Source organism: Rahnella inusitata (assembly GCF_003263515.1).
Taxonomy (GTDB): domain Bacteria; phylum Pseudomonadota; class Gammaproteobacteria; order Enterobacterales; family Enterobacteriaceae; genus Rahnella; species Rahnella inusitata.
In genome coordinates, this window is sequence record NZ_JYDE01000044.1 from 13,424 (window position 1) to 33,990 (window position 20,567).

Below are 20,567 nucleotides of genomic sequence, written 5' to 3' on the forward strand. Positions count from 1 at the left end.
AAGCGAAACAGGCGCGGTTCAGGCGGCGCAGATCACAGACGGAATTCTTCACCCAGATAAACACGTTTTACTTGTTCATCAGCAAGAATGTCGGTTGGCGTGCCGTGGGCGATCAGTTTGCCCTGACTGACGATATAGGCGCGTTCACACACGTCGAGCGTTTCACGAACGTTGTGGTCGGTAATCAGCACGCCGAGGCCGCTGTCACGCAAGTGCTCAATGATTTTTTTGATGTCGATAACGGAAATCGGGTCAACACCGGCGAAGGGTTCATCCAGCAGGATAAATTTAGGGTTCGCCGCCAGCGCACGGGCAATTTCCACACGACGGCGTTCACCACCGGACAGTGACTGACCGAGGTTATCGCGCAAATGGGAAATATGGAACTCTTCCATCAGCTCGTTGGCGCGATCGTTTCGCTGGTCTTTATTCAGGTCGTCACGGATCTGCAATACCGCCATCAGGTTATCAAACACGCTGAGGCGACGGAAAATGGACGCTTCCTGAGGCAGGTAACCAATGCCGCGACGTGCGCGGGTGTGCAATGGCAAAAGGCTGATGTCCTCGTCGTCGACGATAATGCGGCCCGCATCACGCTGGACGATACCGACCACCATGTAAAACGTGGTGGTTTTACCGGCACCGTTAGGGCCGAGTAATCCGACGATTTCGCCCGAATTAACGTTCAGGCTGACATCTTCAACGACCTTACGGCCTTTGTATGCCTTCGCCAGATTTTCTGCGATTAATTTTGCCATAAATTATCAGTTACTCTTTTTGGTCTGGCCGCCGGCTGCTGCCGGGGTCTTTTCCTGCAACTGCGTCGGGACCAGAACGGTCGTGACACGCTTGCCTTTATCACTGAAGGCTTCCATCTGCTGCTTCTGCACCAGATAGGTAATACGATCGCCTTTCACGTTGCTGTCGAGCTGTTCAAGGTACGCGTTGCCGGTGAGGGTCACCAGATCGGTTTCCACTTCATAACGGACTTTCTGCGCGTGGCCTTTGATAGGTTTGCCGTTGTCTTGTAACTGGTAGAAGGTCACAGGGTTACCGTAGCCTTCAACCACTTCTTTGCCGGATACGCCTTGCGGGCGGATCACGACCACTTTATCGGCTTTGACCTGAATCGAACCCTGATTCACCACCACGTTGCCGGTAAAGGTCGCCGTGTTGGTGTTCACATCCAGCGCCTGATTAGCTGAATCAATGGTGATCGGTTTCGTTGTGTCATCTTTCAGCGCGAACGCCGGAATGCTGACGGCCAGCAAGGAGCCTGTGATCAGAAGATTACGGATTTTATTTTTTACTTTGAATTTCATAAGAGGTCGTTACCTTTTCGATCAGCTCTGCTGTTTTATCACGCAGATTACCACGCATTTTCATGCCGTTAGATGTAAAACCTGTACCGTAAAGCGTCACTTCATCGTCTGAAGCAACGTCTTGTGTCGTCAGGTTAACCCGTGCATTGTCCGTTTTGATTCTTTGCAGCTGCGATGTTTCCGGCGTCAGGCTATCTGCCTGCACATGCCCATAAAGATAGAGCATTTTATCCTGAGTCATCTTGGCTTTATCAGAACGCAGCACCCAGGTTGGAACTTTATTCTTGTCATACATGGTCGCCACCGGGTTGGTAAACCAGGTTACCTGATCGGTGGTGTAGTATTTGACCTGATCGGAGACCAGTTTGTACGTCAGGCTACCCAGCGGGTCATACACCATGGTGACCGTGTGGGAGCTTTGATAGGTCGGATCCTGATCGTTAACCGCCTGCGGTGCGTCATCGGAGTTATCCGACAGCGACCAGCCAATCAGCACCAGAACAATGGCTGTCAGAACCAGAATGATCCAAAGTCTTGTTTTATTCATATCGACAGCCCTTTGGCGTCCTCCAGCTTGCCCTGCGCCAGCAGAATCAAATCACATAATTCGCGAACTGCGCCACGGCCACCGGCAATGCGGGTGACGTAATGTGCCTTTGGCAACAGGATAGGATGTGCGTCCTGAACCGCGACGGACAGACCCACTTCGGCCATCACCGGCCAGTCAATCAGGTCATCACCGATGTAAGCGACGTCCTCTGCCCGAAGCGACAGTGTATCTAACAGTTCGCGGAAGGCCAAAAGCTTATCTGATTGACCCTGATACAAGTGACGTATCCCGAGGGTTTTGGCGCGATCTTCCAATAATTTTGCATTGCGGCCTGTAATAATGGCGACCTCAATGTCAGAAGTCAGCAGGCAACGGATACCATAACCGTCGCGAACGTTGAAACTTTTCAGCTCTTCTCCCTGATTTCCCATGTAGATCAGGCCATCAGACATGACGCCGTCCACATCGCAAATCAGCAGGCGAACCGCTTTCGCCCGTTCAAGCACGTCGGTGCTGACCGGACCGTAGCAGGTATCCACCAGGGCTGTGCTAATACTCATTCAGGGCATTCCTCAATTAAACTACGCCAGCGCGCAGCATGTCGTGCATATGTAACACACCCAACAACTGGTCACCATCAGCAACCATCACACAGGTAATGTGTTTTTCCTGCATTAAATTCAGCGCATCCACTGCCAGCAGGGAAGGACGCACGCGAACGCCGCCGGTGGTCATCACATCTGCAATGGACGCCGTGTTGATATTCACGCCCATGTCGAAAATCCGGCGTAAATCGCCGTCAGTGAAGATACCCTGAATTTTCATCAGGTCGTCGCAGATGACGGTCATCCCCAGATTCTTACGGGTGATTTCAAGCAGGGCATCGCGCAAAGACGCATCGCGGCTGACGTGCGGGATTTCATCACCTGAGTGCATGATATCGCTAACGCGCAGCAGGAGCTTGCGACCCAGTGCTCCGCCGGGATGTGACAGGGCGAAATCTTCCGGCGTAAAACCGCGAGCTTCAAGCAGCGCCACGGCAAGGGCATCGCCCATCACCAATACCGCTGTGGTGCTGCTGGTTGGCGCTAACCCGAGCGGGCACGCCTCTTTCGGCACCCGCACGCAAAGATGCACGTCGGCAGCTTTCCCCATGGTACTTTCGGGATTCGCGGTCATGCAGATAAGCGTAATGGCTAAACGCTTTAACACCGGGATTAGCGAGAGAATCTCATTCGCTTCGCCGGAGTTGGAAATCAGGATCACAATGTCCTGTCTGGACACCATGCCGAGATCGCCATGGCTGGCTTCGCCCGGGTGGACAAAAAACGCCGGGGTGCCAGTACTGGCGAAGGTGGCGGCCATTTTCCGGCCAATATGTCCTGACTTGCCCATACCCATCACTACAACTTTACCGGTGCAGGCGAAAATTTTCTCACACGCACGGGTGAAATCACCGTTGATGTATTGATCTAACTGCTCAAGTCCTTCACGTTCTGTTTTCAGCACTTCACGTCCGACAGCCTGGAAATCAAAGTCGGAGGCGAGGATATCGTTAGCCATAGTCAATTCCTGACAGAGTTCAGAGGCCAATGCCGTCCGGTTGAAGGAACAGCACCGCCATATAGGCGATAAATCCACAAAGTAACAGTGCACCGGCTAAATGACCGATACGGTGTTTTCGCATCAGACAAAGCCCGGTAAGTACTATACTGACCGCCAGCATGACCCAGTAATCGCGATGAAACGCATCCGGGTTGAACGAGCCTGGTGCCACCAGCGCGGGTAATCCCAGCACCAGACAGGTATTAAAGATATTCGCGCCGATGATGTTACCCAGCGCGATGTCGTCTTCACCTTTAAGAGCACCGGCAATAAACGTCGCCAGTTCTGGCAGGCTGGTTCCGATGGCAATCACCGTCAGACCGATCACCAGTTCGCTGACGCCAAAATAACGGGCAATCACGGTACTGTTATCGACAATCATCCCTGACGCCAGCGGCATAATGATAAAGCCCAGCGCCAGCCACAAAAACGCCACGGTGTTACTGCTGTCGGAAGGCAGCTCGGACATCTGCTCATAAGTCAGCGTATCGAGCCCTTCTTTTTCGGCCGCGCGGGCGATTTTTATCACCAGCATCATAAAGACCGCGGCGCTGGCCAGCAGCAAAACGCCATCCAGACGGCTGAGTTCTCCGTCACTTAACAGAAAACCGCAGAGCCCTGTGACCAGTAACAATAGAGGGAGTTCGCGGCGTAATATATCAGAACGCACGGAAAGTGGATGAATCAGGGCTGCACCGCCCAAAATCAGAAGAATATTAATGATATTTGAACCAATTGCGTTTCCGACCGCCAAATCCATTTGATCATTGATGGCGGCAGTGGTGGAAACGACCAGCTCAGGAAGGGAGATCCCGACGCCGACGACGGTCATCCCGATAATAAGCGGAGGCATGCCCATCGAACGTGCTAATACCGCGGCTCCGTACACCAGACGATCGGCGGCATACACAAGAAGTAAGAGGCCGACAATCATCAGTACGATAGCGAGAAGCATGAAACATCCTTTCTTGGGTATAATGCGAGATTCGTTGCCCAGGCGGGCAGGCGATTCCTTCGTCAACATGGTCTGGTGCGATATTTTGTCTGAAAAGGGCGCCAGCAGGTTCCTGTATGTTAGACGATGAAGGCTTTTATCATAAAATGGTTATTCGTTGATTTTGACCGTCTGTGGCGGAAAAGTAAATCGATGGCAACTTTGGTAACGAAACTGGGGTAAGTTTTTGTAAAAATACCAAAGTTATACAACACGGCTTGCGGGCCAGACGTATTCTTAGCGAAAGTAATTTAAGCGGAAGTCGTCTTTTGCAAAGGCATTCCGAAGGGATAAACGAATGAGTCAAAGCGAGTCGAATCTGGTAGAGATCAAGGGCATGAGCTTCGTGCGCGGCGATCGTCCCATTTTCGAAGAGATAAATATGACGGTGCCGCGAGGCAAAATCACCGCCATAATGGGGCCTTCAGGGATCGGTAAAACGACGTTGCTGCGCCTTATCGGCGGTCAGCTGACGCCCGACAGCGGTGAAATCTGGTTCGACGGGGACAATATTCCGACTCTTTCGCGCCGCAAGCTGTATGAGTCCCGCAAGAAAATGAGCATGTTGTTTCAGTCCGGTGCATTGTTTACTGACCTCAATGTGTTCGAGAATGTGGCGTTTCCGCTGCGCGAACACAGTAAATTGCCGGAGGTCTTGCTGCGCAGCACGGTGACCATGAAGCTGGAAGCGGTCGGTTTGCGCGGTGCCGGTGAACTGATGCCTGCTGAATTATCCGGCGGGATGGCAAGACGCGTCGCACTGGCGCGTGCTATTGCCCTTGACCCGGAACTTATCATGTTCGATGAGCCGTTCGTCGGGCAGGACCCCATCACGATGGGCGTGCTGGTTAAACTGATTGATGAACTGAACCATGCGCTTGGCGTCACCTGCATTGTGGTTTCTCACGACGTGCCCGAAGTGCTGAGCATTGCCGATTACGCGTATATCGTTGCTGCACAACATGTCATTGCTGAAGGAACGCCTGAGGAGCTGCAAAACAATCCTGATCCGCGCGTTCGTCAGTTCCTTGACGGTATTGCCGATGGACCGGTGCCTTTCCGTTTCCCGGCCGGTGATTACAAAGCCGAGTTGCTCGGATGATGGAGTGTCCAATTTATGTTAACTAAGGCGCTAGCCTCAGTCGGGCGTCGCGGGATACAAACCTGCGTCTCTTTTGGCCGTGCGGGTCTGATGCTCTTCCGGGCACTGGTCGGCAAGCCTCAATTCGCCAAGCAGTGGCCGTTGCTCATCAAGCAACTCTACAGCGTCGGCGTACTTTCTCTGTTAATCATCCTGGTGTCCGGCCTGTTTATTGGCATGGTGCTGGGGTTACAGGGCTACCTGATTTTAACCACCTACAGTGCTGAAGCCAGTCTGGGCATGATGGTCGCGCTTTCTTTGCTGCGCGAGCTGGGCCCTGTGGTGACTGCCTTACTGTTTGCCGGTCGCGCCGGTTCTGCCTTAACCGCAGAGCTGGGCCTGATGAAAGCGACGGAGCAAATCTCCAGTCTTGAAATGATGGCGATCGATCCGCTGCGCCGCGTTGTGGCACCGCGTTTCTGGGCCGGTCTGATTTCCATGCCTTTGCTGACGGCAATATTTGTCGCGGTAGGGATTTGGGGCGGATCGCTGGTCGGCGTGGACTGGAAAGGTATCGACAGCGGTTTCTTCTGGTCAGCGATGCAAACCGCGGTAGACTGGCGGACTGACTTGCTTAACTGCCTGATTAAAAGCCTTGTTTTCGCGATCACTGTGACCTGGATTGCGCTGTTCAATGGCTATGACGCGATCCCGACGTCCGAAGGGATCAGCCGGGCAACGACACGTACTGTGGTGCATTCGTCACTGGCGGTGCTGGGATTAGATTTTGTGCTGACAGCACTGATGTTTGGAAATTAAAACCATGCAAACGAAAAAGAGTGAAATCTGGGTTGGCGCATTTATGATTATCGCATTGATTGCGGTGGTCTTCCTGTGTCTGAAAGTCGCTGATATCCGCTCCATCGGTTCGGATCCCACTTACCGTATTTCTGCGGACTTTGACAATATTGGTGGCCTTAAAAGCGGCTCACCGGTGAAAGTGGGCGGCGTAGTGATCGGTCGTGTCAGTAGCATCACGTTGGATAAAAATTATTCTCCGCGTGTCGAAATGAATATCGATCAGAAGTACAACCAGATCCCAAGCACCAGTACGCTGGCGATCCGTACTTCCGGTTTACTGGGCGAACAATTCCTGGCACTGAATATTGGTTTTGAAGATCCTGAGATGGGGACGACTATCCTTAAAGAGGGAGGCGTCATTCAGGACACCAAATCAGCGCTGGTGCTTGAAGATCTGATAGGTCAGTTCCTGTACAAGAGCGGTGATGGAAAGGCCGACCCTGATGCGGGCGAGGCACCTGCTGCAAATGCCACACCTGCACCTGATGCTAATACAGCCCCACAACCGGCTGTGCATTAAGCATTTGGCAACGTGGATTCTCCAATAAAGAGGAAGTTAGAATGTTTAAACGTTTAGTAATTGCTGCGCTGCTGGTGGTGATGGCCCCGATGGCCAATGCCGCTGTGGATAAAACCAATCCCTACAGCGTGATGAATGAAGCGGCGAACAAGACTTTCACCCGTCTTAAAAACGAACAGCCAAAAATTAAGCAGGATCCAAACTATCTGCGTCAGGTCGTGCGCGACGAGCTTCTGCCGTATGTGCAAATCAAATACGCCGGTGCGCTGGTGTTAGGCCGCTATTACCAGCAGGCTACCCCGGCACAGCGTGAAGCCTACTTCGCGGCGTTCAGCGATTACCTGCAGCAGGCTTATGGCCAGGCGCTGGCGCTGTATAACGGTCAGAGCTATCAGGTTCAGCCTGAACAGTCTTATGCCGACAAAGACATCATCGCCATCCGCGTGACCATCACCGATCCAAATGGCCGTCCTCCGGTTCGTCTGGATTTCCAGTGGCGTAAAAACAGCCGCACCGGTGAGTGGCAGGCGTATGACATGATTGCCGAAGGCGTCAGTATGATTTCCACCAAGCAAAATGAATGGGCGGATATCCTGCGTCAGAAAGGGATTGATGGTCTGACTGCACGTCTGAAACAGGCTGCGGCACAACCGATTACCCTGGATCAAAAATGAGTGATGGCCTGCGCTGGGAATGCCAGCCGCCGCTGCTGACGTTGCACGGCTGCCTGGATCGCGAAACGCTGTTGCCGGTCTGGGATGCCCGTAAATCGCTGCTGGCCGGCGTCACGCGTCTGGATGTCTCCGGGCTGGAACGCGTGGACTCTTCCGGTCTGGCGCTGCTGGTGCATTTGCGTCAGGAAGCCAGCCAGCAAGGCGTCTCTCTGACCCTTGAAGGGACTACCGACCGGCTGAGAACGCTGATCGCGCTGTATAACCTTCAGGACATTATTCCAGCCGACATCTCCGCTCCGGCGGTCAGTCAGTGAATAAAGAATAGTGAGTGGTTACGGTAAGTTAGCGAACCTGCCGTGAACTGCTAACGTAAAGACCTCAAAGCCCCTGTGCGAAACTCTTCCTCAGGGGCTTTTTCGTGGTTTAAGATTTGCCCCGATCCCTATAAGATACCGGGCTGTTATGATCCTTCAGAAGAATAGATCCCTATGGAAACGAATGAAATTAAAGAAGTGCTGATGAACGCCTTGGCACTGGATGAAGCCCACATTACTGGCGATGGCAGTCATTTTCAGGCCATTGTCGTTGGTGCGATGTTTGATGGCATGAGCCGCGTGAAAAAACAGCAGACCGTTTACGCCCCGCTGATGGAATACATCGCCGACAATCGAATTCACGCACTGTCTATCAAGGCGTATACCCCTGAAGAATGGGCGCGTGACCGTAAACTGAGTGGGTTATAAGACTGTCGGGCTTCCGGCAGCTTCCTCGTCTTTGACTCTTATTTAAACCTCATACAAGAGAGCAGTCATAATGGATAAATTCCGTGTACAGGGTGGGACGCGCTTAAACGGCGAAGTCACTATCTCTGGTGCAAAAAATGCAGCACTTCCTATTTTGTTTGCCGCACTGCTCGCAGAGGAGCCGGTTGAACTTCAGAACGTTCCCCATCTGAAAGACATTGATACCACCATCAAGTTGCTTGGTCAGTTGGGCACTAAAATTGAACGCAACGGTTCTGTGTTCGTGGATGCCAGCGGTGTGAATGAGTTTTGTGCGCCGTACGATCTGGTGAAAACCATGCGTGCTTCAATCTGGGCGCTCGGTCCACTGGTTGCTCGTTTTGGTCGTGGTCAGGTTTCTCTGCCGGGCGGTTGTGCGATTGGCGCACGTCCTGTTGACCTGCACATCTCCGGTCTGGAACAGCTGGGCGCGACGATTGTGCTGGAAGAGGGTTACGTTAAAGCCTCTGTGGATGGTCGCCTGAAAGGTGCGCACATCGTGATGGATAAAGTCAGCGTGGGCGCGACGGTCACTATCATGAGTGCTGCTACGCTTGCCGAAGGCACCACCATCATTGAAAACGCCGCGCGCGAGCCGGAAATTGTCGATACCGCCAACTTCCTCAACACGCTGGGTGCAAAAATCACCGGTGCAGGCACCGATAAAATTACCATCGAAGGCGTAGCTCGTCTGGGTGGCGGTGTATATCGTGTGGTTCCTGACCGTATCGAAACCGGGACTTTCCTGGTGGCTGCGGCTATTTCTGGCGGCAAAGTCACCTGCCGCGAAGCGCGCCCTGATACGCTGGATGCCGTTCTGGCAAAACTGCGTGAAGCGGGCGGCGACGTTGAAGTGGGAGAAGACTGGGTCAGCCTGGATATGCACGGCAAACGTGCTAAAGCGGTCACCTTCCGCACTGCGCCTCACCCTGGTTTCCCGACCGATATGCAGGCGCAGTTCAGCCTGCTGAATCTGGTGGCAGAAGGTACCGGTGTTATCACCGAAACCATCTTCGAAAACCGCTTCATGCATATCCCTGAGCTCATCCGTATGGGTGCTCATGCGGAAATCGAAGGCAGCACGCTTATCTGTCATGGCGTTGAAAAACTGTCTGGCGCACAGGTGATGGCGACCGATTTACGCGCATCGGCCAGCCTGGTTCTGGCGGGTTGTATCGCAGAAGGCGTCACCGTCGTTGATCGTATTTATCATATCGATCGTGGCTATGAGCGTATCGAAGATAAACTGCGTCAGCTGGGTGCGAAAATTGAGCGTTTTAAAGGCGAGTAATTCTTAAGCCTGACGCAATAAAAAAGCCGGAAGGGGAAACCTTTCCGGCTTTTTCGTTTATGCAGTTTAGGGTCAGTGGGCAGGATATTCCTGCACGGTGACCTGCAATGTCAGCTTGTCGCCGTTGCGCATGATTTCCACCGGAATGACGGTGCCGGGGCGCACTTCTGCGACCTGATCCATCGTTTCGATAGCGGAAACTGCCGGTTTGTTATTCACGTTAACAATGACGTCGCTGACCCGCATACCCGCATTAGCCGCCGGGCCGTTAGCGGTCACTTCGTTCACCACGATACCCTGAATGCGATCCAGCCCGCTGTTCGGTCCGTGAAGTGGCGAAACTTCGCGGCCGCTGATCCCGATATAACCACGAATAACGCGGCCGTCGCGGATCAGTTTACCCATCACTTTGGTCGCCAGCGCGGTAGGGATGGCAAAGCCGATACCTTCCGGTGTCGCGCCGTCGTTGCTCTGGTCAAAGGATAGTGTATTGATACCCACCAGCTCGCCGAGCGAATTGACCAGTGCGCCGCCGGAGTTACCCTGGTTTATCGAAGCATCGGTTTGCAGGAAGTTCTGACGGCCGGACGGGCTGAGGCCGATACGGCCTGTGGCGCTGATAATACCCTGTGTCACCGTCTGCCCGAGATTGTACGGGTTGCCGATCGCCATCACGATGTCGCCGACGTGCGGATTACGGTTGGGATTAATCGGGATGACCGGCAAATTCCCGGCGTTAATTTTCAGCACGGCCAGATCTGTCAGGCTGTCGGAGCCGACCAGCAGCGCTTCGAATACCCGGCCATCCTGCAACGCGACAATAATCTGGTCAGCATTGTTGATCACATGTTTGTTGGTGAGAATATAGCCATTGTCATTCATGATCACGCCAGAACCCAGCGTGCGGATCTGTAATTCGTTTTGCGAGCTGTTGCCCATGTTGCGGTTGTATACATTCACTACCGCCGGCGCGGCGCGGCGTACACCCGAGTTATAGCTAACCGGTTCTTCGCTGGTTTGGGTGAAATTGCGTTCGAACAACGGTTCCGTGATCTTTTTACGCAGCATAGGCACCGCCGCCAGCAAAATGCCGGCAACAATCAGACCAATAACAGCGGATCTCAATAGCTTAACAAACATGAGTGTATGGGGTGCGAGATGAAAAGTGACTGAAGAATAGCACGAGTTAATCGGACGCAGCAGCATCTGCGTCCGATTTTCAACCCTTTACGGCATCAGCAGGTACATATTTTGCCCTTTGCGCACAATGCTCAGGGCGATCAGGTCCGGTTTGGTTTCGAGGATTTTGCGGAACGCCGCCAGATTGTCGATCGGCTCACGGTTTACGCCGATGATCACATCGTCTTTCTCCAGACCCACCTGTTCAGCCGGTGTGCCTTTTTTGACGTCATCGACCTTCACGCCTTTCGCCGTTTTTGCATCAACATCACTGAGCGTGACGCCTTGCAAGGCCGGATTGATCTTCTCGATGCTCACTTCCACCGCCGGGCTTTGCGCCAGCGTGACATTAACGGTCATCGGTTTGCCTTCGCGCAGTAAACCAATCTGCATCACCACGCCTGGCCCGGCGGTGCCGACTTTGGCGCGCAACTCTGCAAAGCTGCTGAGGGTTTTGCCCTGCAACGTAATTAATACGTCGCCGGATTTGATTCCCGCTTTGGCCGCCGCCGAGTCTGGCAGCACTTCATTGACGAACGCGCCGCGCTGACTGTCCAGTTTAAACGCCTGTGCCAGTTCCGGCGTCATTTCGCTGCCGCGGATCCCGAGCAGGCCGCGTTTGACTTCGCCAAACTCAATCAGCTGGTGGCTAAGGTTTTTCGCCATGTTTACCGGGATCGCAAAACCAATCCCAATGCTGCCGCCCTGAGACGAGATGATCGCGGTGTTGATCCCGATAAGTTCGCCTTTCAGATTCAGCAGTGCGCCACCTGAGTTGCCACGGTTAATGGAAGCATCGGTCTGGATAAAGTTTTCCAGCCCTTCGAGATTCAGCCCGCTGCGTCCAAGTGCAGAAACAATCCCTGATGTGACGGTCTGCCCCAGTCCGAATGGATTCCCTACCGCGACGGCGAAATCGCCAACTTGCAAGGCATCAGAATCGGCCATCGCGATTTGCGTCAGGTTTTTCGCGTCAATCAGCTGGATCACTGCAATGTCCGACTGGTCATCTTTACCAATCAGTTTAGCTTTGTATTCGCGCCCATCGTTAAGCTGAACGGTAATTTTGTCGGCATTGTTCACCACATGGTTGTTGGTGAGGACATAGCCTTTGGCAGCATCAATGATGACGCCGGAACCCAGCCCTTCGAACGGCTGAGCGCCCTGATTAGGTTCCGGGTCTTGCTGACCAAAGAAAAATTTGAATTCAGGAGGTACGTCCGTGCTTGGCGGCTGTGTGCCAGAAACCTGAACGCCCACCACGGCGGGCAATACTTTTTCAAGCATCGGCGCCAGACTGGGCAGCGGTTGCCCTTGAACGGCCATCGGCAAAGCAGCAGTTGCCATCGGCGCAGAAGCGAAGGTTAATCCGAGGCTAACAGCTAACACACTGAGCAAAAAAGACTTTTTCTTCATCAGGATAACTCTCTCGCTTTCTGTAATGGGCGTCTTTTATCGACAATCGAACGATGATTCACAGCACGGGAAGGGTCAGGTCTGGAGACGGTGCATGCGCAGGGCATGCACCGTGGTTGTCCCGGCGTCGATGAACAGCGATGCCGGGCAATGTTGCGTTGGTTATTTGCGTACAGGACGCTCGCCGCGCAGCAGACCCGATGCACCATCAGAGTAATCGCGTGGCATCTGAACTGGTGCCTGATCGTTATCGGCTTCAGAACCTGTCAGACGGTAGTTGAACGGATTATCCTGCGCAGGCATGTCCGGCAGCAGGTTGTTAGAGCTTTTTGCCATGTGCTGATAAAGCTGACGGTAATCCGTCGCCATGTTATCGAGCAGTTCTGCGCTGCGCGCAAAGTGGCCTGTCAGTTCCTGACGATATTCGTCGAGTTCTGCTTTGCTTTTCTCCAGCTCATTTTTCATCACTTGCTGATCGCGTAATTGACGATTGCCAAAGCGCATCGCCACCGCACCAATCGCGATACCGACCACTAATCCAATGAGTGCATACTCCCAGGTCATAATGACTCCTATTTTGACTTCGTTGTCCCGCAGGGCTTTTTCACGTAACTTTTATGACTTAACTTTTTTACACAATGGTTTTAACGTTATTGTCACACGCATTCGTCATGCAATAGCTCCACTATAACCGTTAACCTTGTCTGTGTGGAATCCTGCCGTCACAATCACCGCAGTCCGGTGCCTTTTTCGCGCACAGACTGAGGGGAAAAGCAGCGAACCGACGGCAAAAAAGCGGCTAAACGACGTGAAAAACATTAAAATTTTTTCTCAGGGACGTTAACTAACATGCAACCCAAATCACCACTTATCCTTTATCAGAACGCTGTTGATGCCGGAGAGTTCCAGCCGGACGCCGTTCAGAAGCAGGCTGTGGCCCAGCTTGATGCCATTTATCAGGCACTCAGTGCCCTCGGTGCACCTGCCGCTCAGCCTGCCAGCCGTGGTGGCCTGTTGGGGCGCCTGTTCGGCAAAGCCCCGGTAAAGACTGCGCAACGTCCGGTTCAGGGTTTATATATGTGGGGCGGAGTAGGGCGAGGCAAGACCTGGCTGATGGATTTGTTTTTCCATAGTCTGCCGGGTGAGCGCAAATTGCGCCTGCACTTCCACCGTTTCATGCTGCGCGTTCATGAAGAACTGACGCAGTTGCAGGGGCAGGAGGATCCGCTCGAAGTGATCGCCGATCGCTTTAAGGCTGAAACCGACGTGCTGTGTTTTGACGAGTTCTTTGTCTCGGATATCACCGATGCCATGCTGCTGGCTACGCTGTTACAGGCGTTGTTTGCCCGTGGTATCACCCTTATCGCCACGTCTAACATTCCGCCGGATCTGCTGTACCGCAACGGGCTGCAACGCGCGCGCTTCCTGCCGGCAATCGATCTGATTAAAGAATACTGCGATGTGCTGAATGTCGATGCAGGCATTGATTACCGTCTGCGTACGCTGACGCAGGCGAATCTTTGGCTATCACCGGCCGGGGAAGAGACCACTGACGCGATGCATTCAATGCTGGGCAAGCTGACCGGCAATCACAGCGGCTCAGCCGAGACAAAACCGGTGCTGGAAGTGAATCACCGCCCGATGCAGGCGATCGCCGCTGTCGACGGCGTGCTGGCGGTAGAGTTTCATACTTTGTGCGAGGAAGCGCGCAGCCAGCTCGACTACATCGCTCTTTCAAAAATCTATCACAGCGTATTACTGCACAATGTGCCGGTGATGGGCGCGGACAGCGAGAATGCAGCGCGACGTTTTCTGGCGCTGGTGGATGAGTTCTATGAACGTCATGTGAAGCTGGTTATCTCTGCTGCGGTGCCGATGTTTGAAATTTATCAGGGCGAGCGGCTGAAGTTCGAATATCAGCGATGCCTTTCGCGCCTGCAGGAGATGCAGAGCGAGGAATACCTGAAACGGCCGCATCTGCCTTGATCTTGTTGACTAAAAGGCAGGCGATAAATCGTATAAAAAAGAAACAGTGCATCGTGCAAGGGTGGCCGTTACACTGACTTCAGGGATTTATGATTTTTCGTCAAAAAGGGTTCGCTCTTTGCGGGAGACTTCTCTATAATCTTGCGACCCCACGTTACTACAAAGTTTTTTTCCCGAAACTTTATAAGTGCCAGCATTGGCTATTCGAAGGGGTAGGTTTGCTGGACGATGGTCGTGTGAACCTCAAATACTTATTTTATAAACAAGTAAGCGTTCGGGTGTTCGCCAACGTGTAACTTTAATTGGGTAAGCTTTTAATGAAAACTTTTACAGCTAAACCGGAAACCGTACAACGTGACTGGTTCGTAGTTGACGCTACCGGCAAGACCTTAGGTCGCCTGGCCACTGAACTGGCCCGCCGTCTGCGTGGCAAACATAAAGCGGAATACACTCCGCACGTTGATACTGGTGATTACATCATCGTTCTGAACGCAGAAAAAGTTGCTGTAACCGGCAACAAGCGTAACGACAAGATCTATTACCATCACACCGGCCACATCGGTGGTATCAAGCAAGCGACCTTTGAAGAGATGATCGCTCGCCGTCCTGAACGCGTGATCGAGCTCGCGGTTAAAGGCATGTTGCCAAAGGGCCCGTTGGGTCGTGCAATGTACCGTAAAATGAAAGTTTACGCGGGTAACGAGCACACTCATGCGGCGCAACAACCGCAAGTTCTTGACATTTAATTCGGGATTATAGGCAATGGCTGAAAATCAATACTACGGCACTGGTCGCCGCAAAAGCTCCGCCGCTCGTGTTTTCATCAAACCGGGTAGTGGTAACATCGTAATCAACCAGCGTAGCCTGGAACAGTACTTTGGTCGTGAAACTGCCCGCATGGTAGTTCGTCAACCTCTGGAACTGGTCGACATGGTTACTAAATTTGACCTGTACATCACTGTTAAAGGTGGTGGTATCTCTGGTCAGGCTGGCGCTATCCGTCACGGTATCACCCGTGCACTGATGGAATATGACGAAAATCTGCGTGGCGAACTGCGTAAAGCAGGCTTCGTTACTCGCGATGCTCGTCAGGTTGAACGTAAGAAAGTCGGTCTGCGTAAAGCACGTCGTCGTCCTCAGTTCTCCAAGCGTTAATTTTCTGCTGCTTATGCAGCACAGTGCTACGGCACGAAAATCAACGTCAAAAACCCGGTGCCACACCGGGTTTTTTTATGCCTGTCATTCCGCCAGGGCTTGCAAAAAACAGGCTGAAATGATTTTCAGATACACAATTCACCACGAATTCATCTCGCCGTCCCCACAGCACGCGTAAAATCTGGTAAACTATCACACACTTTTGTGCCTATTCGCCGAGCAGTTGACGTTGCCGCGCTTCCTGGCTGGGTTCGCCTTGCCAACGGTTGTCTATGAAACTACGGAACAAAAACTGCAGGCTGGCGATAAAATGATTGTTCAGGATAGCAGCCTGACAGTTGGCTATTCGCTGTATAATTCTAGATAACTTGGAGGTTTTCATGGCTGTCGCTGCCAACAAACGTTCGGTAATGACGCTGTTTTCCGGCCCGACCGACATTTTTAGCCATCAGGTACGTATCGTACTGGCCGAAAAAGGTGTCAGTGTCGAGATTGAGCAGGTTGAGATGGATCACCTGCCGCAGGATCTTATTGACCTCAACCCTTATCGCACCGTACCTACGCTGGTCGATCGTGAGCTGACGCTGTTCGAATCCCGCATCATCATGGAATATCTTGATGAGCGTTTCCCGCATCCACCACTGATGCCGGTCTATCCGGTAGCGCGTGGCGAGAGCCGTCTGATGATGCACCGCATCGAAAACGACTGGTACTCTCTGATGCGTCAGATTGAAAACGGCACCGCCGCCGAAGCCGACGCAGCGCGTAAGCAACTGCGCGAAGAACTGCTGGCCATCGCACCGATCTTCTCTTACATGCCTTACTTCAAGAGCGAAGAGTTCAGCCTGGTCGATTGCTATCTGGCTCCGCTGTTATGGCGTTTGCCAGAGATGGGCATTGAGTTGTCCGGCACCGGTTCTAAAGAGCTGAAAGGCTATATGACGCGCGTCTTCGAACGTGATGCATTCCTGGCCTCCCTGACCGAACCCGAGCGCGAAATGCGTTTGCACACACGGGGTTAAGGTATGGAGATGAACGACATGTCTCCGCGCCGGCCTTACCTGTTGCGGGCCTTTTATGAGTGGTTGCTCGATAACCAGCTCACCCCGCACCTGGTGGTTGATGTGACGATGCCCGGCGTCATGGTTCCGATGGAGTTTGCACGTGACGGACAAATTGTTCTGAACGTGGCACCTCGCGCTGTCGGTAACCTTGAACTGGGTAATGACGATGTACGTTTCAACGCCCGTTTTGGCGGTGTGCCGCGTAACGTATTCGTGCCGATCGCTGCCGTACTGGCGATTTACGCCCGTGAAAACGGTGCCGGTACCATGTTTGAGCCTGAGCCTGCTTACGAAGCTGAAGGTGCCTTCGCGGATAACCTGAGCAACGATGAGACCTCAGAGCCGACCATGTCAGTCATTGACGGTGATTTGCCTGATGTGTCTGAAGAAGGCCCGGATGACGAGCCGCCAACGCCGCCACGCGGTGGTCGCCCGGCATTACGCGTCGTGAAGTAATCGTTCGTCAGATTGATTCTGGTTTGCCCTCTGGCCAGACTGAAACCCCGCGTGAAAACGCGGGGTTTTTTTATTGCTCATACCCCACCGGGCTCTCCTTTCGCCAGTGCAGATTTGCTGTGTTATCATTCAAAAAGTCATTCGCAAACGTCCCATTAATAATGGTCTGATCCCGACGCTATGAGCACATTCGACGAACAACCGGCAGAATCCAGTGACACCTTCGGGCTTGCAATGCGCCGCCGTCCGCTCGCGCGCAAGAAGCTTTCAGAGATGGTGGAAGAAGAGCTGGAGCAGATGATCCGCAGGCGCGAGTTTGCTGAAGGTGAACAACTGCCGTCAGAACGTGAGCTGATGACCTTTTTCAATGTTGGCCGTCCCTCCGTGCGTGAAGCACTGGCTGCGCTTAAACGCAAAGGACTGGTGCAGATCAGCAACGGTGAACGCGCCCGCGTTTCCCGTCCTTCGGCGGAAACCATCATCAGTGAACTGTCCGGCGTGGCGACAGACTTTCTGGCGCGTCCTGAAGGTATCGCTCATTTCGAACAACTGAGGATGTTTTTCGAATCCAGCCTGGTGCGTTATGCCGCCGAGTTTGCCACCGATGAGCAGATTCAGCGTCTGGGTCAAGCGCTGGAAATGAATAGCCAGTCGCTTGATGACAACGAGCTTTTCATTCGCTCGGATATCGAGTTTCATCGCGAACTGGCTGAAATTCCGGCCAATCCGATCTTCATGGTCGTTCATGTTGCCTTGCTGGACTGGTTGATAGCGGCGCGTCCTGCCGTACCGAAGGAAGAATTGCATGCGCATAATAATGTCAGCTATCAGCAGCACATCGAAATCTTTAACGCCATCTGTTCGCGTGATCCTGATGCCGCGGATGCTGCGCTTAAAGCCCACCTTAAAAGCGTATTTGCGGCCTATTACGCGGCACCGCGTAAGCAGGGTTTGAAAAAAAAACCGGCCTGAACTGAGATCTTCCCCGCATTCTTTTTGATCATCGCTGATCAACCATAATTATTTCATATGGCAGAGATCACATCCTGAGCCTTCAGTTGTTTTGTGTTTGTTTTTTGGTCTGGTATAACAGGTATAAAGGTATATCGATATGACTGCAAACCAATAACCAAGAGGCGTTTATGAAACAGAATCTGCGGGGCGTGATGCCGGCATTGCTCACTCCTTTTAATCAGCAACAGCAAGTAGATACCGACAGCCTGCGCCGTCTGGTGCGTTTCAATATCGAACAGGGGATCGATGGCCTGTATGTCGGCGGCTCCACGGGCGAAGCTTTTCTTCAAAGCCCGCAGGAACGCGAACAGGTGCTGGAAATCGTGGCGGAAGAAGCAAAAGGGAAGGTGACACTAATCGCCCATGTCGGTGCAATCAGCACCCGTGAAAGTCAGATGCTGGCAGCTGCCGCCTGCCGTTACGGCTTTGATGCCGTCTCCGCAGTCACGCCTTTTTACTACCCTTTCAGCTTCAATGAACATTGCGATCACTACCGTGCCGTGACGGATTCTGCTGAAGGCTTGCCTATGGTGGTCTACAACATTCCCGCTCTGAGCGGCGTGAAACTGTCATTGGAACAGATTGATACGCTAATCACACTGCCCGGCGTTGGTGCGCTCAAACAAACCTCCGGTGATTTGTATGAAATGGAAAAAATCCGCCGTGCGCATCCGGATTTAGTTCTCTATAACGGTTATGACGAAATCTTTGCTTCCGGCCTGCTCGCGGGGGCGGATGGCGGAATTGGCAGCACATACAACGTGATGGGCTGGCGATACATGGCTATCAAACAAGCAGTGCAGGAAGGGGATGTGGGACGCGCAATGCATCTGCAAAGTGAGTGCAACAAGGTCATCGATCTGCTGATTAAAGCGGGTGTCTTCCGCGGGCTGAAAACGATTTTGCATTATATGGATGTCGTTGCCGAGCCGCTGTGTCGCAAACCTTTTGCGCCGGTGGATGAACAATATCTGCCAGCGCTTAAGGCACTGGCCGCGAAGCTTCAGGCAGAACGTACCGCGTTCTGATCCCTGCTCCCTGATGCCGGTTTTTCCGGAATCAACAATACTCTATCAGTCCTAACCAAAGGGCGGGTTAATACTAATCCGTCCCGGGGGTGATTTATGCGTAACAATGCCCGACAGATCTCATGGTTTCGCCTTTTGACTAAACCGCAATGGAAAGCATTTTCGGCCGCATGGATTGGCTACCTTTTGGATGGTTTTGATTTTGTCCTGATCGCATTAGTGCTGACAGAAATTAAAAGCGAGTTCGACCTGACGGGCGTACAGGCGGCGAGTCTGATTTCGGCAGCGTTTATATCCCGCTGGTTCGGTGGATTATTGCTCGGCGCAATGGGCGATCGTTACGGCAGGAAGCTGGCGATGATCACCAGTATCGTGCTGTTCTCTATCGGGACATTGGCCTGCGGATTCGCGCCTGGTTTCACGGTGATGTTTTTCGCCCGTCTGATTATCGGTATAGGCATGGCAGGCGAATACGGTTCGAGTGCCACATACGTCATTGAAAGCTGGCCGAGACATTTGCGCAACAAAGCGAGCGGGTTTCTGATATCCGGGTTCTCGGTGGGCGCTGTGATTGCCGCACAGGTATACAGCGTGGTGGTGCCCGTCTGGGGGTGGCGCGCGTTGTTCTTCATCGGCATCTTACCGATTATTTTCGCTCTCTGGCTGCGTAAAAATATACCGGAAGCAGAAGACTGGAAGGTGAAGTTCGCTCATAAGAAACCGGCCAAAACCATGGTCGATATTCTCTATCGCGGCAAGCATAGAGTCATCAACGTGGGTATGACGATCGTCGCGGCCATCGCGTTGTATTTCTGTTTCGCTGGCAACGTGGGCAGTGCGGTAGTGATTACGATACTGGGCCTCATGTGTGCGACAATTTTCGTCAGCTTTATGGTACAGGGCAGCGGCAAACGCTGGCCGACGGGCGTATCGCTGATGGTTGTCGTCTTCTTTGCCTTTCTGTACTCATGGCCGATTCAGGCGCTATTACCGACATACTTAAAAACCGAACTGGCCTATTCGCCAACGCTGGTGGCTCATGTGCTGTTCTTCAGTGGTTTTGGTGCAGCGGTAGGTTGCTGCGTGGGCGGTTTTCTCGGCGACTGGCTGGGAACGCGTAAAGCCTATGTGTACAGCCTGTTGGCCTCTCAGATATTGATCATTCCTGTATTTGCCATTGGCGGCGGAAATATATGGGTATTGGGATCCCTGTTGTTCCTGCAACAAATGCTGGGGCAGGGCATCTCGGGCATTCTGCCTAAGCTCATCGGGGGGTATTTCGATACTGAACAGCGCGCAGCAGGGCTGGGCTTTACCTATAACGTCGGCGCGCTGGGTGGCGCTCTGGCACCGGTGATTGGGGTGACAATTGCACAGCGTTTGGATCTCGGTACTGCGCTGGCATCACTGTCCTTCGGGCTGACCTTTGTGGTGATCCTGCTTATCGGGCTGGATATGCCCTCACGCATTCAGCGCTGGATCCATCCGGAAGCATTACGCACGCACGATGCGATTGATGGCCAACCTTTCAGCGGTGCAGTGAAAGTGAAGCCGGCAAATACAAAAACCGGGTTGATCAGAAACTGAAT

General features: G+C 52.9%; 24 protein-coding genes. 15 read left to right on the plus strand and 9 right to left on the minus strand.

Annotation, left to right across the window (positions count from 1 at the left end):
* Positions 1-32: 32 nt before the first annotated feature.
* The 6 genes from lptB to TU92_RS21130 are packed head-to-tail and all read right to left on the minus strand — an operon-like array spanning position 33 to position 4,432.
* Positions 33-758, minus strand: a complete 726-nt coding sequence (gene lptB, locus TU92_RS21105; RefSeq protein ID WP_112169191.1) for an LPS export ABC transporter ATP-binding protein — start codon at positions 756-758, stop codon at positions 33-35.
* Positions 759-764: 6 nt separating this feature from the next.
* Entirely contained in the window at positions 765-1,322 is a 558-nt protein-coding gene (gene lptA, locus TU92_RS21110; RefSeq protein ID WP_112169193.1) for a lipopolysaccharide ABC transporter substrate-binding protein LptA, read from the minus strand.
* On the minus strand, positions 1,300-1,869 hold the full coding sequence (lptC, locus tag TU92_RS21115; protein ID WP_112169195.1) for an LPS export ABC transporter periplasmic protein LptC: 570 nt from the start codon (positions 1,867-1,869) through the stop codon (positions 1,300-1,302). The genes lptA and lptC overlap by 23 nt, the downstream gene beginning before the upstream one ends.
* Positions 1,866-2,432: a 3-deoxy-manno-octulosonate-8-phosphatase KdsC gene (gene kdsC, locus TU92_RS21120; protein ID WP_112169197.1), complete on the minus strand. Its 567-nt coding sequence runs from the start codon at positions 2,430-2,432 to the stop codon at positions 1,866-1,868. The genes lptC and kdsC overlap by 4 nt, the downstream gene beginning before the upstream one ends.
* 16 nt (positions 2,433-2,448) lie before the next feature.
* Positions 2,449-3,435, minus strand: coding sequence for an arabinose-5-phosphate isomerase KdsD (gene kdsD, locus TU92_RS21125; protein ID WP_112169199.1), 987 nt, complete (start codon positions 3,433-3,435; stop codon positions 2,449-2,451).
* Between the two features lie 19 nt (positions 3,436-3,454).
* Positions 3,455-4,432, minus strand: a complete 978-nt coding sequence (locus TU92_RS21130) for a calcium/sodium antiporter (RefSeq protein WP_112169201.1) — start codon at positions 4,430-4,432, stop codon at positions 3,455-3,457.
* A 337-nt stretch (positions 4,433-4,769) separates the two neighbouring features.
* On the opposite strand from TU92_RS21130, the gene mlaF reads away from it, so the two are divergent.
* The 7 genes from mlaF (at position 4,770) to murA (ending at position 9,680) form a co-directional block, all read left to right on the plus strand.
* Complete coding sequence (gene mlaF / locus TU92_RS21135; RefSeq protein ID WP_112169203.1) at positions 4,770-5,573, plus strand: phospholipid ABC transporter ATP-binding protein MlaF; 804 nt, start codon at positions 4,770-4,772, stop codon at positions 5,571-5,573.
* Positions 5,574-5,588: 15 nt separating this feature from the next.
* Positions 5,589-6,371, plus strand: a complete 783-nt coding sequence (gene mlaE, locus TU92_RS21140; RefSeq protein ID WP_112169205.1) for a lipid asymmetry maintenance ABC transporter permease subunit MlaE — start codon at positions 5,589-5,591, stop codon at positions 6,369-6,371.
* 4 nt (positions 6,372-6,375) lie between these two features.
* Positions 6,376-6,933: an outer membrane lipid asymmetry maintenance protein MlaD gene (mlaD, locus tag TU92_RS21145; RefSeq protein WP_112169345.1), complete on the plus strand. Its 558-nt coding sequence runs from the start codon at positions 6,376-6,378 to the stop codon at positions 6,931-6,933.
* A 41-nt stretch (positions 6,934-6,974) separates the two neighbouring features.
* Complete coding sequence (gene mlaC, locus TU92_RS21150) at positions 6,975-7,607, plus strand: phospholipid-binding protein MlaC (protein ID WP_112169207.1); 633 nt, start codon at positions 6,975-6,977, stop codon at positions 7,605-7,607.
* A complete protein-coding gene (mlaB, locus tag TU92_RS21155; protein ID WP_112169209.1) occupies positions 7,604-7,921 on the plus strand; it encodes a lipid asymmetry maintenance protein MlaB in 318 nt (105 codons plus the stop codon). The genes mlaC and mlaB overlap by 4 nt, the downstream gene beginning before the upstream one ends.
* A gap of 174 nt (positions 7,922-8,095) precedes the next feature.
* On the plus strand, positions 8,096-8,350 hold the full coding sequence (gene ibaG / locus TU92_RS21160) for a BolA family iron metabolism protein IbaG (RefSeq protein WP_112169210.1): 255 nt from the start codon (positions 8,096-8,098) through the stop codon (positions 8,348-8,350).
* Positions 8,351-8,420: 70 nt separating this feature from the next.
* Positions 8,421-9,680, plus strand: coding sequence for a UDP-N-acetylglucosamine 1-carboxyvinyltransferase (murA, locus tag TU92_RS21165; protein ID WP_112169212.1), 1,260 nt, complete (start codon positions 8,421-8,423; stop codon positions 9,678-9,680).
* 72 nt (positions 9,681-9,752) lie between these two features.
* On the opposite strand, the gene degS is transcribed toward murA, so the two are convergent.
* From degS to zapG, 3 genes are all read right to left on the minus strand, one after another.
* Entirely contained in the window at positions 9,753-10,820 is a 1,068-nt protein-coding gene (gene degS, locus TU92_RS21170; protein ID WP_112169346.1) for an outer membrane-stress sensor serine endopeptidase DegS, read from the minus strand.
* Positions 10,821-10,907: 87 nt separating this feature from the next.
* A complete protein-coding gene (gene degQ, locus TU92_RS21175; RefSeq protein ID WP_112169214.1) occupies positions 10,908-12,275 on the minus strand; it encodes a serine endoprotease DegQ in 1,368 nt (455 codons plus the stop codon).
* A 162-nt stretch (positions 12,276-12,437) separates the two neighbouring features.
* On the minus strand, positions 12,438-12,839 hold the full coding sequence (gene zapG, locus TU92_RS21180; protein ID WP_112169216.1) for a Z-ring associated protein ZapG: 402 nt from the start codon (positions 12,837-12,839) through the stop codon (positions 12,438-12,440).
* A gap of 285 nt (positions 12,840-13,124) precedes the next feature.
* Here zapG and zapE point away from each other — a divergent pair, with 285 nt between their 5' ends.
* The 8 genes from zapE (at position 13,125) to TU92_RS21225 (ending at position 20,565) form a co-directional block, all read left to right on the plus strand.
* Positions 13,125-14,261 (plus strand): cell division protein ZapE, encoded by a 1,137-nt coding sequence (gene zapE, locus TU92_RS21185; RefSeq protein ID WP_112169218.1) that lies wholly within the window; start codon positions 13,125-13,127, stop codon positions 14,259-14,261.
* A 317-nt stretch (positions 14,262-14,578) separates the two neighbouring features.
* Positions 14,579-15,007 carry a 50S ribosomal protein L13 gene (gene rplM, locus TU92_RS21195; RefSeq protein ID WP_013577239.1) on the plus strand — a complete coding sequence of 143 codons (429 nt, stop codon included), beginning with the start codon at positions 14,579-14,581 and terminating at the stop codon, positions 15,005-15,007.
* Between the two features lie 16 nt (positions 15,008-15,023).
* Positions 15,024-15,416 (plus strand): 30S ribosomal protein S9, encoded by a 393-nt coding sequence (gene rpsI, locus TU92_RS21200; RefSeq protein ID WP_056776311.1) that lies wholly within the window; start codon positions 15,024-15,026, stop codon positions 15,414-15,416.
* A gap of 380 nt (positions 15,417-15,796) precedes the next feature.
* Entirely contained in the window at positions 15,797-16,438 is a 642-nt protein-coding gene (gene sspA / locus TU92_RS21205; protein ID WP_112169222.1) for a stringent starvation protein SspA, read from the plus strand.
* 3 nt (positions 16,439-16,441) lie between these two features.
* Positions 16,442-16,936 carry a ClpXP protease specificity-enhancing factor gene (sspB, locus tag TU92_RS21210; protein ID WP_112169224.1) on the plus strand — a complete coding sequence of 165 codons (495 nt, stop codon included), beginning with the start codon at positions 16,442-16,444 and terminating at the stop codon, positions 16,934-16,936.
* A 180-nt stretch (positions 16,937-17,116) separates the two neighbouring features.
* Positions 17,117-17,908, plus strand: a complete 792-nt coding sequence (locus TU92_RS21215; protein ID WP_112169226.1) for a transcriptional regulator NanR — start codon at positions 17,117-17,119, stop codon at positions 17,906-17,908.
* A gap of 170 nt (positions 17,909-18,078) precedes the next feature.
* Complete coding sequence (nanA, locus tag TU92_RS21220) at positions 18,079-18,978, plus strand: N-acetylneuraminate lyase (RefSeq protein WP_112169228.1); 900 nt, start codon at positions 18,079-18,081, stop codon at positions 18,976-18,978.
* Between the two features lie 96 nt (positions 18,979-19,074).
* Complete coding sequence (locus tag TU92_RS21225) at positions 19,075-20,565, plus strand: MFS transporter (protein ID WP_112169230.1); 1,491 nt, start codon at positions 19,075-19,077, stop codon at positions 20,563-20,565.
* Positions 20,566-20,567: the final 2 nt, after the last annotated feature.

What these genes read in the sequence shown, in the direction of transcription:
- lptC (WP_112169195.1), bottom strand. Translation starts at nt 1,869, where the DNA reads ATGAATAAAACAAGACTTTGGATCATTCTGGTTCTGACAGCCATTGTT.
- ibaG (WP_112169210.1), top strand. Translation starts at nt 8,096, where the DNA reads ATGGAAACGAATGAAATTAAAGAAGTGCTGATGAACGCCTTGGCACTG.
- degS (WP_112169346.1), bottom strand. Translation starts at nt 10,820, where the DNA reads ATGTTTGTTAAGCTATTGAGATCCGCTGTTATTGGTCTGATTGTTGCC.
- rplM (WP_013577239.1), top strand. Translation starts at nt 14,579, where the DNA reads ATGAAAACTTTTACAGCTAAACCGGAAACCGTACAACGTGACTGGTTC.
- degQ (WP_112169214.1), bottom strand. Translation starts at nt 12,275, where the DNA reads ATGAAGAAAAAGTCTTTTTTGCTCAGTGTGTTAGCTGTTAGCCTCGGA.
- TU92_RS21130 (WP_112169201.1), bottom strand. Translation starts at nt 4,432, where the DNA reads ATGCTTCTCGCTATCGTACTGATGATTGTCGGCCTCTTACTTCTTGTG.
- lptB (WP_112169191.1), bottom strand. Translation starts at nt 758, where the DNA reads ATGGCAAAATTAATCGCAGAAAATCTGGCGAAGGCATACAAAGGCCGT.
- mlaE (WP_112169205.1), top strand. Translation starts at nt 5,589, where the DNA reads ATGTTAACTAAGGCGCTAGCCTCAGTCGGGCGTCGCGGGATACAAACC.
- zapG (WP_112169216.1), bottom strand. Translation starts at nt 12,839, where the DNA reads ATGACCTGGGAGTATGCACTCATTGGATTAGTGGTCGGTATCGCGATT.
- murA (WP_112169212.1), top strand. Translation starts at nt 8,421, where the DNA reads ATGGATAAATTCCGTGTACAGGGTGGGACGCGCTTAAACGGCGAAGTC.
- nanA (WP_112169228.1), top strand. Translation starts at nt 18,079, where the DNA reads ATGAAACAGAATCTGCGGGGCGTGATGCCGGCATTGCTCACTCCTTTT.
- kdsC (WP_112169197.1), bottom strand. Translation starts at nt 2,432, where the DNA reads ATGAGTATTAGCACAGCCCTGGTGGATACCTGCTACGGTCCGGTCAGC.
- lptA (WP_112169193.1), bottom strand. Translation starts at nt 1,322, where the DNA reads ATGAAATTCAAAGTAAAAAATAAAATCCGTAATCTTCTGATCACAGGC.
- mlaC (WP_112169207.1), top strand. Translation starts at nt 6,975, where the DNA reads ATGTTTAAACGTTTAGTAATTGCTGCGCTGCTGGTGGTGATGGCCCCG.
- mlaD (WP_112169345.1), top strand. Translation starts at nt 6,376, where the DNA reads ATGCAAACGAAAAAGAGTGAAATCTGGGTTGGCGCATTTATGATTATC.
- mlaB (WP_112169209.1), top strand. Translation starts at nt 7,604, where the DNA reads ATGAGTGATGGCCTGCGCTGGGAATGCCAGCCGCCGCTGCTGACGTTG.
- sspA (WP_112169222.1), top strand. Translation starts at nt 15,797, where the DNA reads ATGGCTGTCGCTGCCAACAAACGTTCGGTAATGACGCTGTTTTCCGGC.
- mlaF (WP_112169203.1), top strand. Translation starts at nt 4,770, where the DNA reads ATGAGTCAAAGCGAGTCGAATCTGGTAGAGATCAAGGGCATGAGCTTC.
- TU92_RS21215 (WP_112169226.1), top strand. Translation starts at nt 17,117, where the DNA reads ATGAGCACATTCGACGAACAACCGGCAGAATCCAGTGACACCTTCGGG.
- sspB (WP_112169224.1), top strand. Translation starts at nt 16,442, where the DNA reads ATGGAGATGAACGACATGTCTCCGCGCCGGCCTTACCTGTTGCGGGCC.
- kdsD (WP_112169199.1), bottom strand. Translation starts at nt 3,435, where the DNA reads ATGGCTAACGATATCCTCGCCTCCGACTTTGATTTCCAGGCTGTCGGA.
- rpsI (WP_056776311.1), top strand. Translation starts at nt 15,024, where the DNA reads ATGGCTGAAAATCAATACTACGGCACTGGTCGCCGCAAAAGCTCCGCC.
- zapE (WP_112169218.1), top strand. Translation starts at nt 13,125, where the DNA reads ATGCAACCCAAATCACCACTTATCCTTTATCAGAACGCTGTTGATGCC.
- TU92_RS21225 (WP_112169230.1), top strand. Translation starts at nt 19,075, where the DNA reads ATGCGTAACAATGCCCGACAGATCTCATGGTTTCGCCTTTTGACTAAA.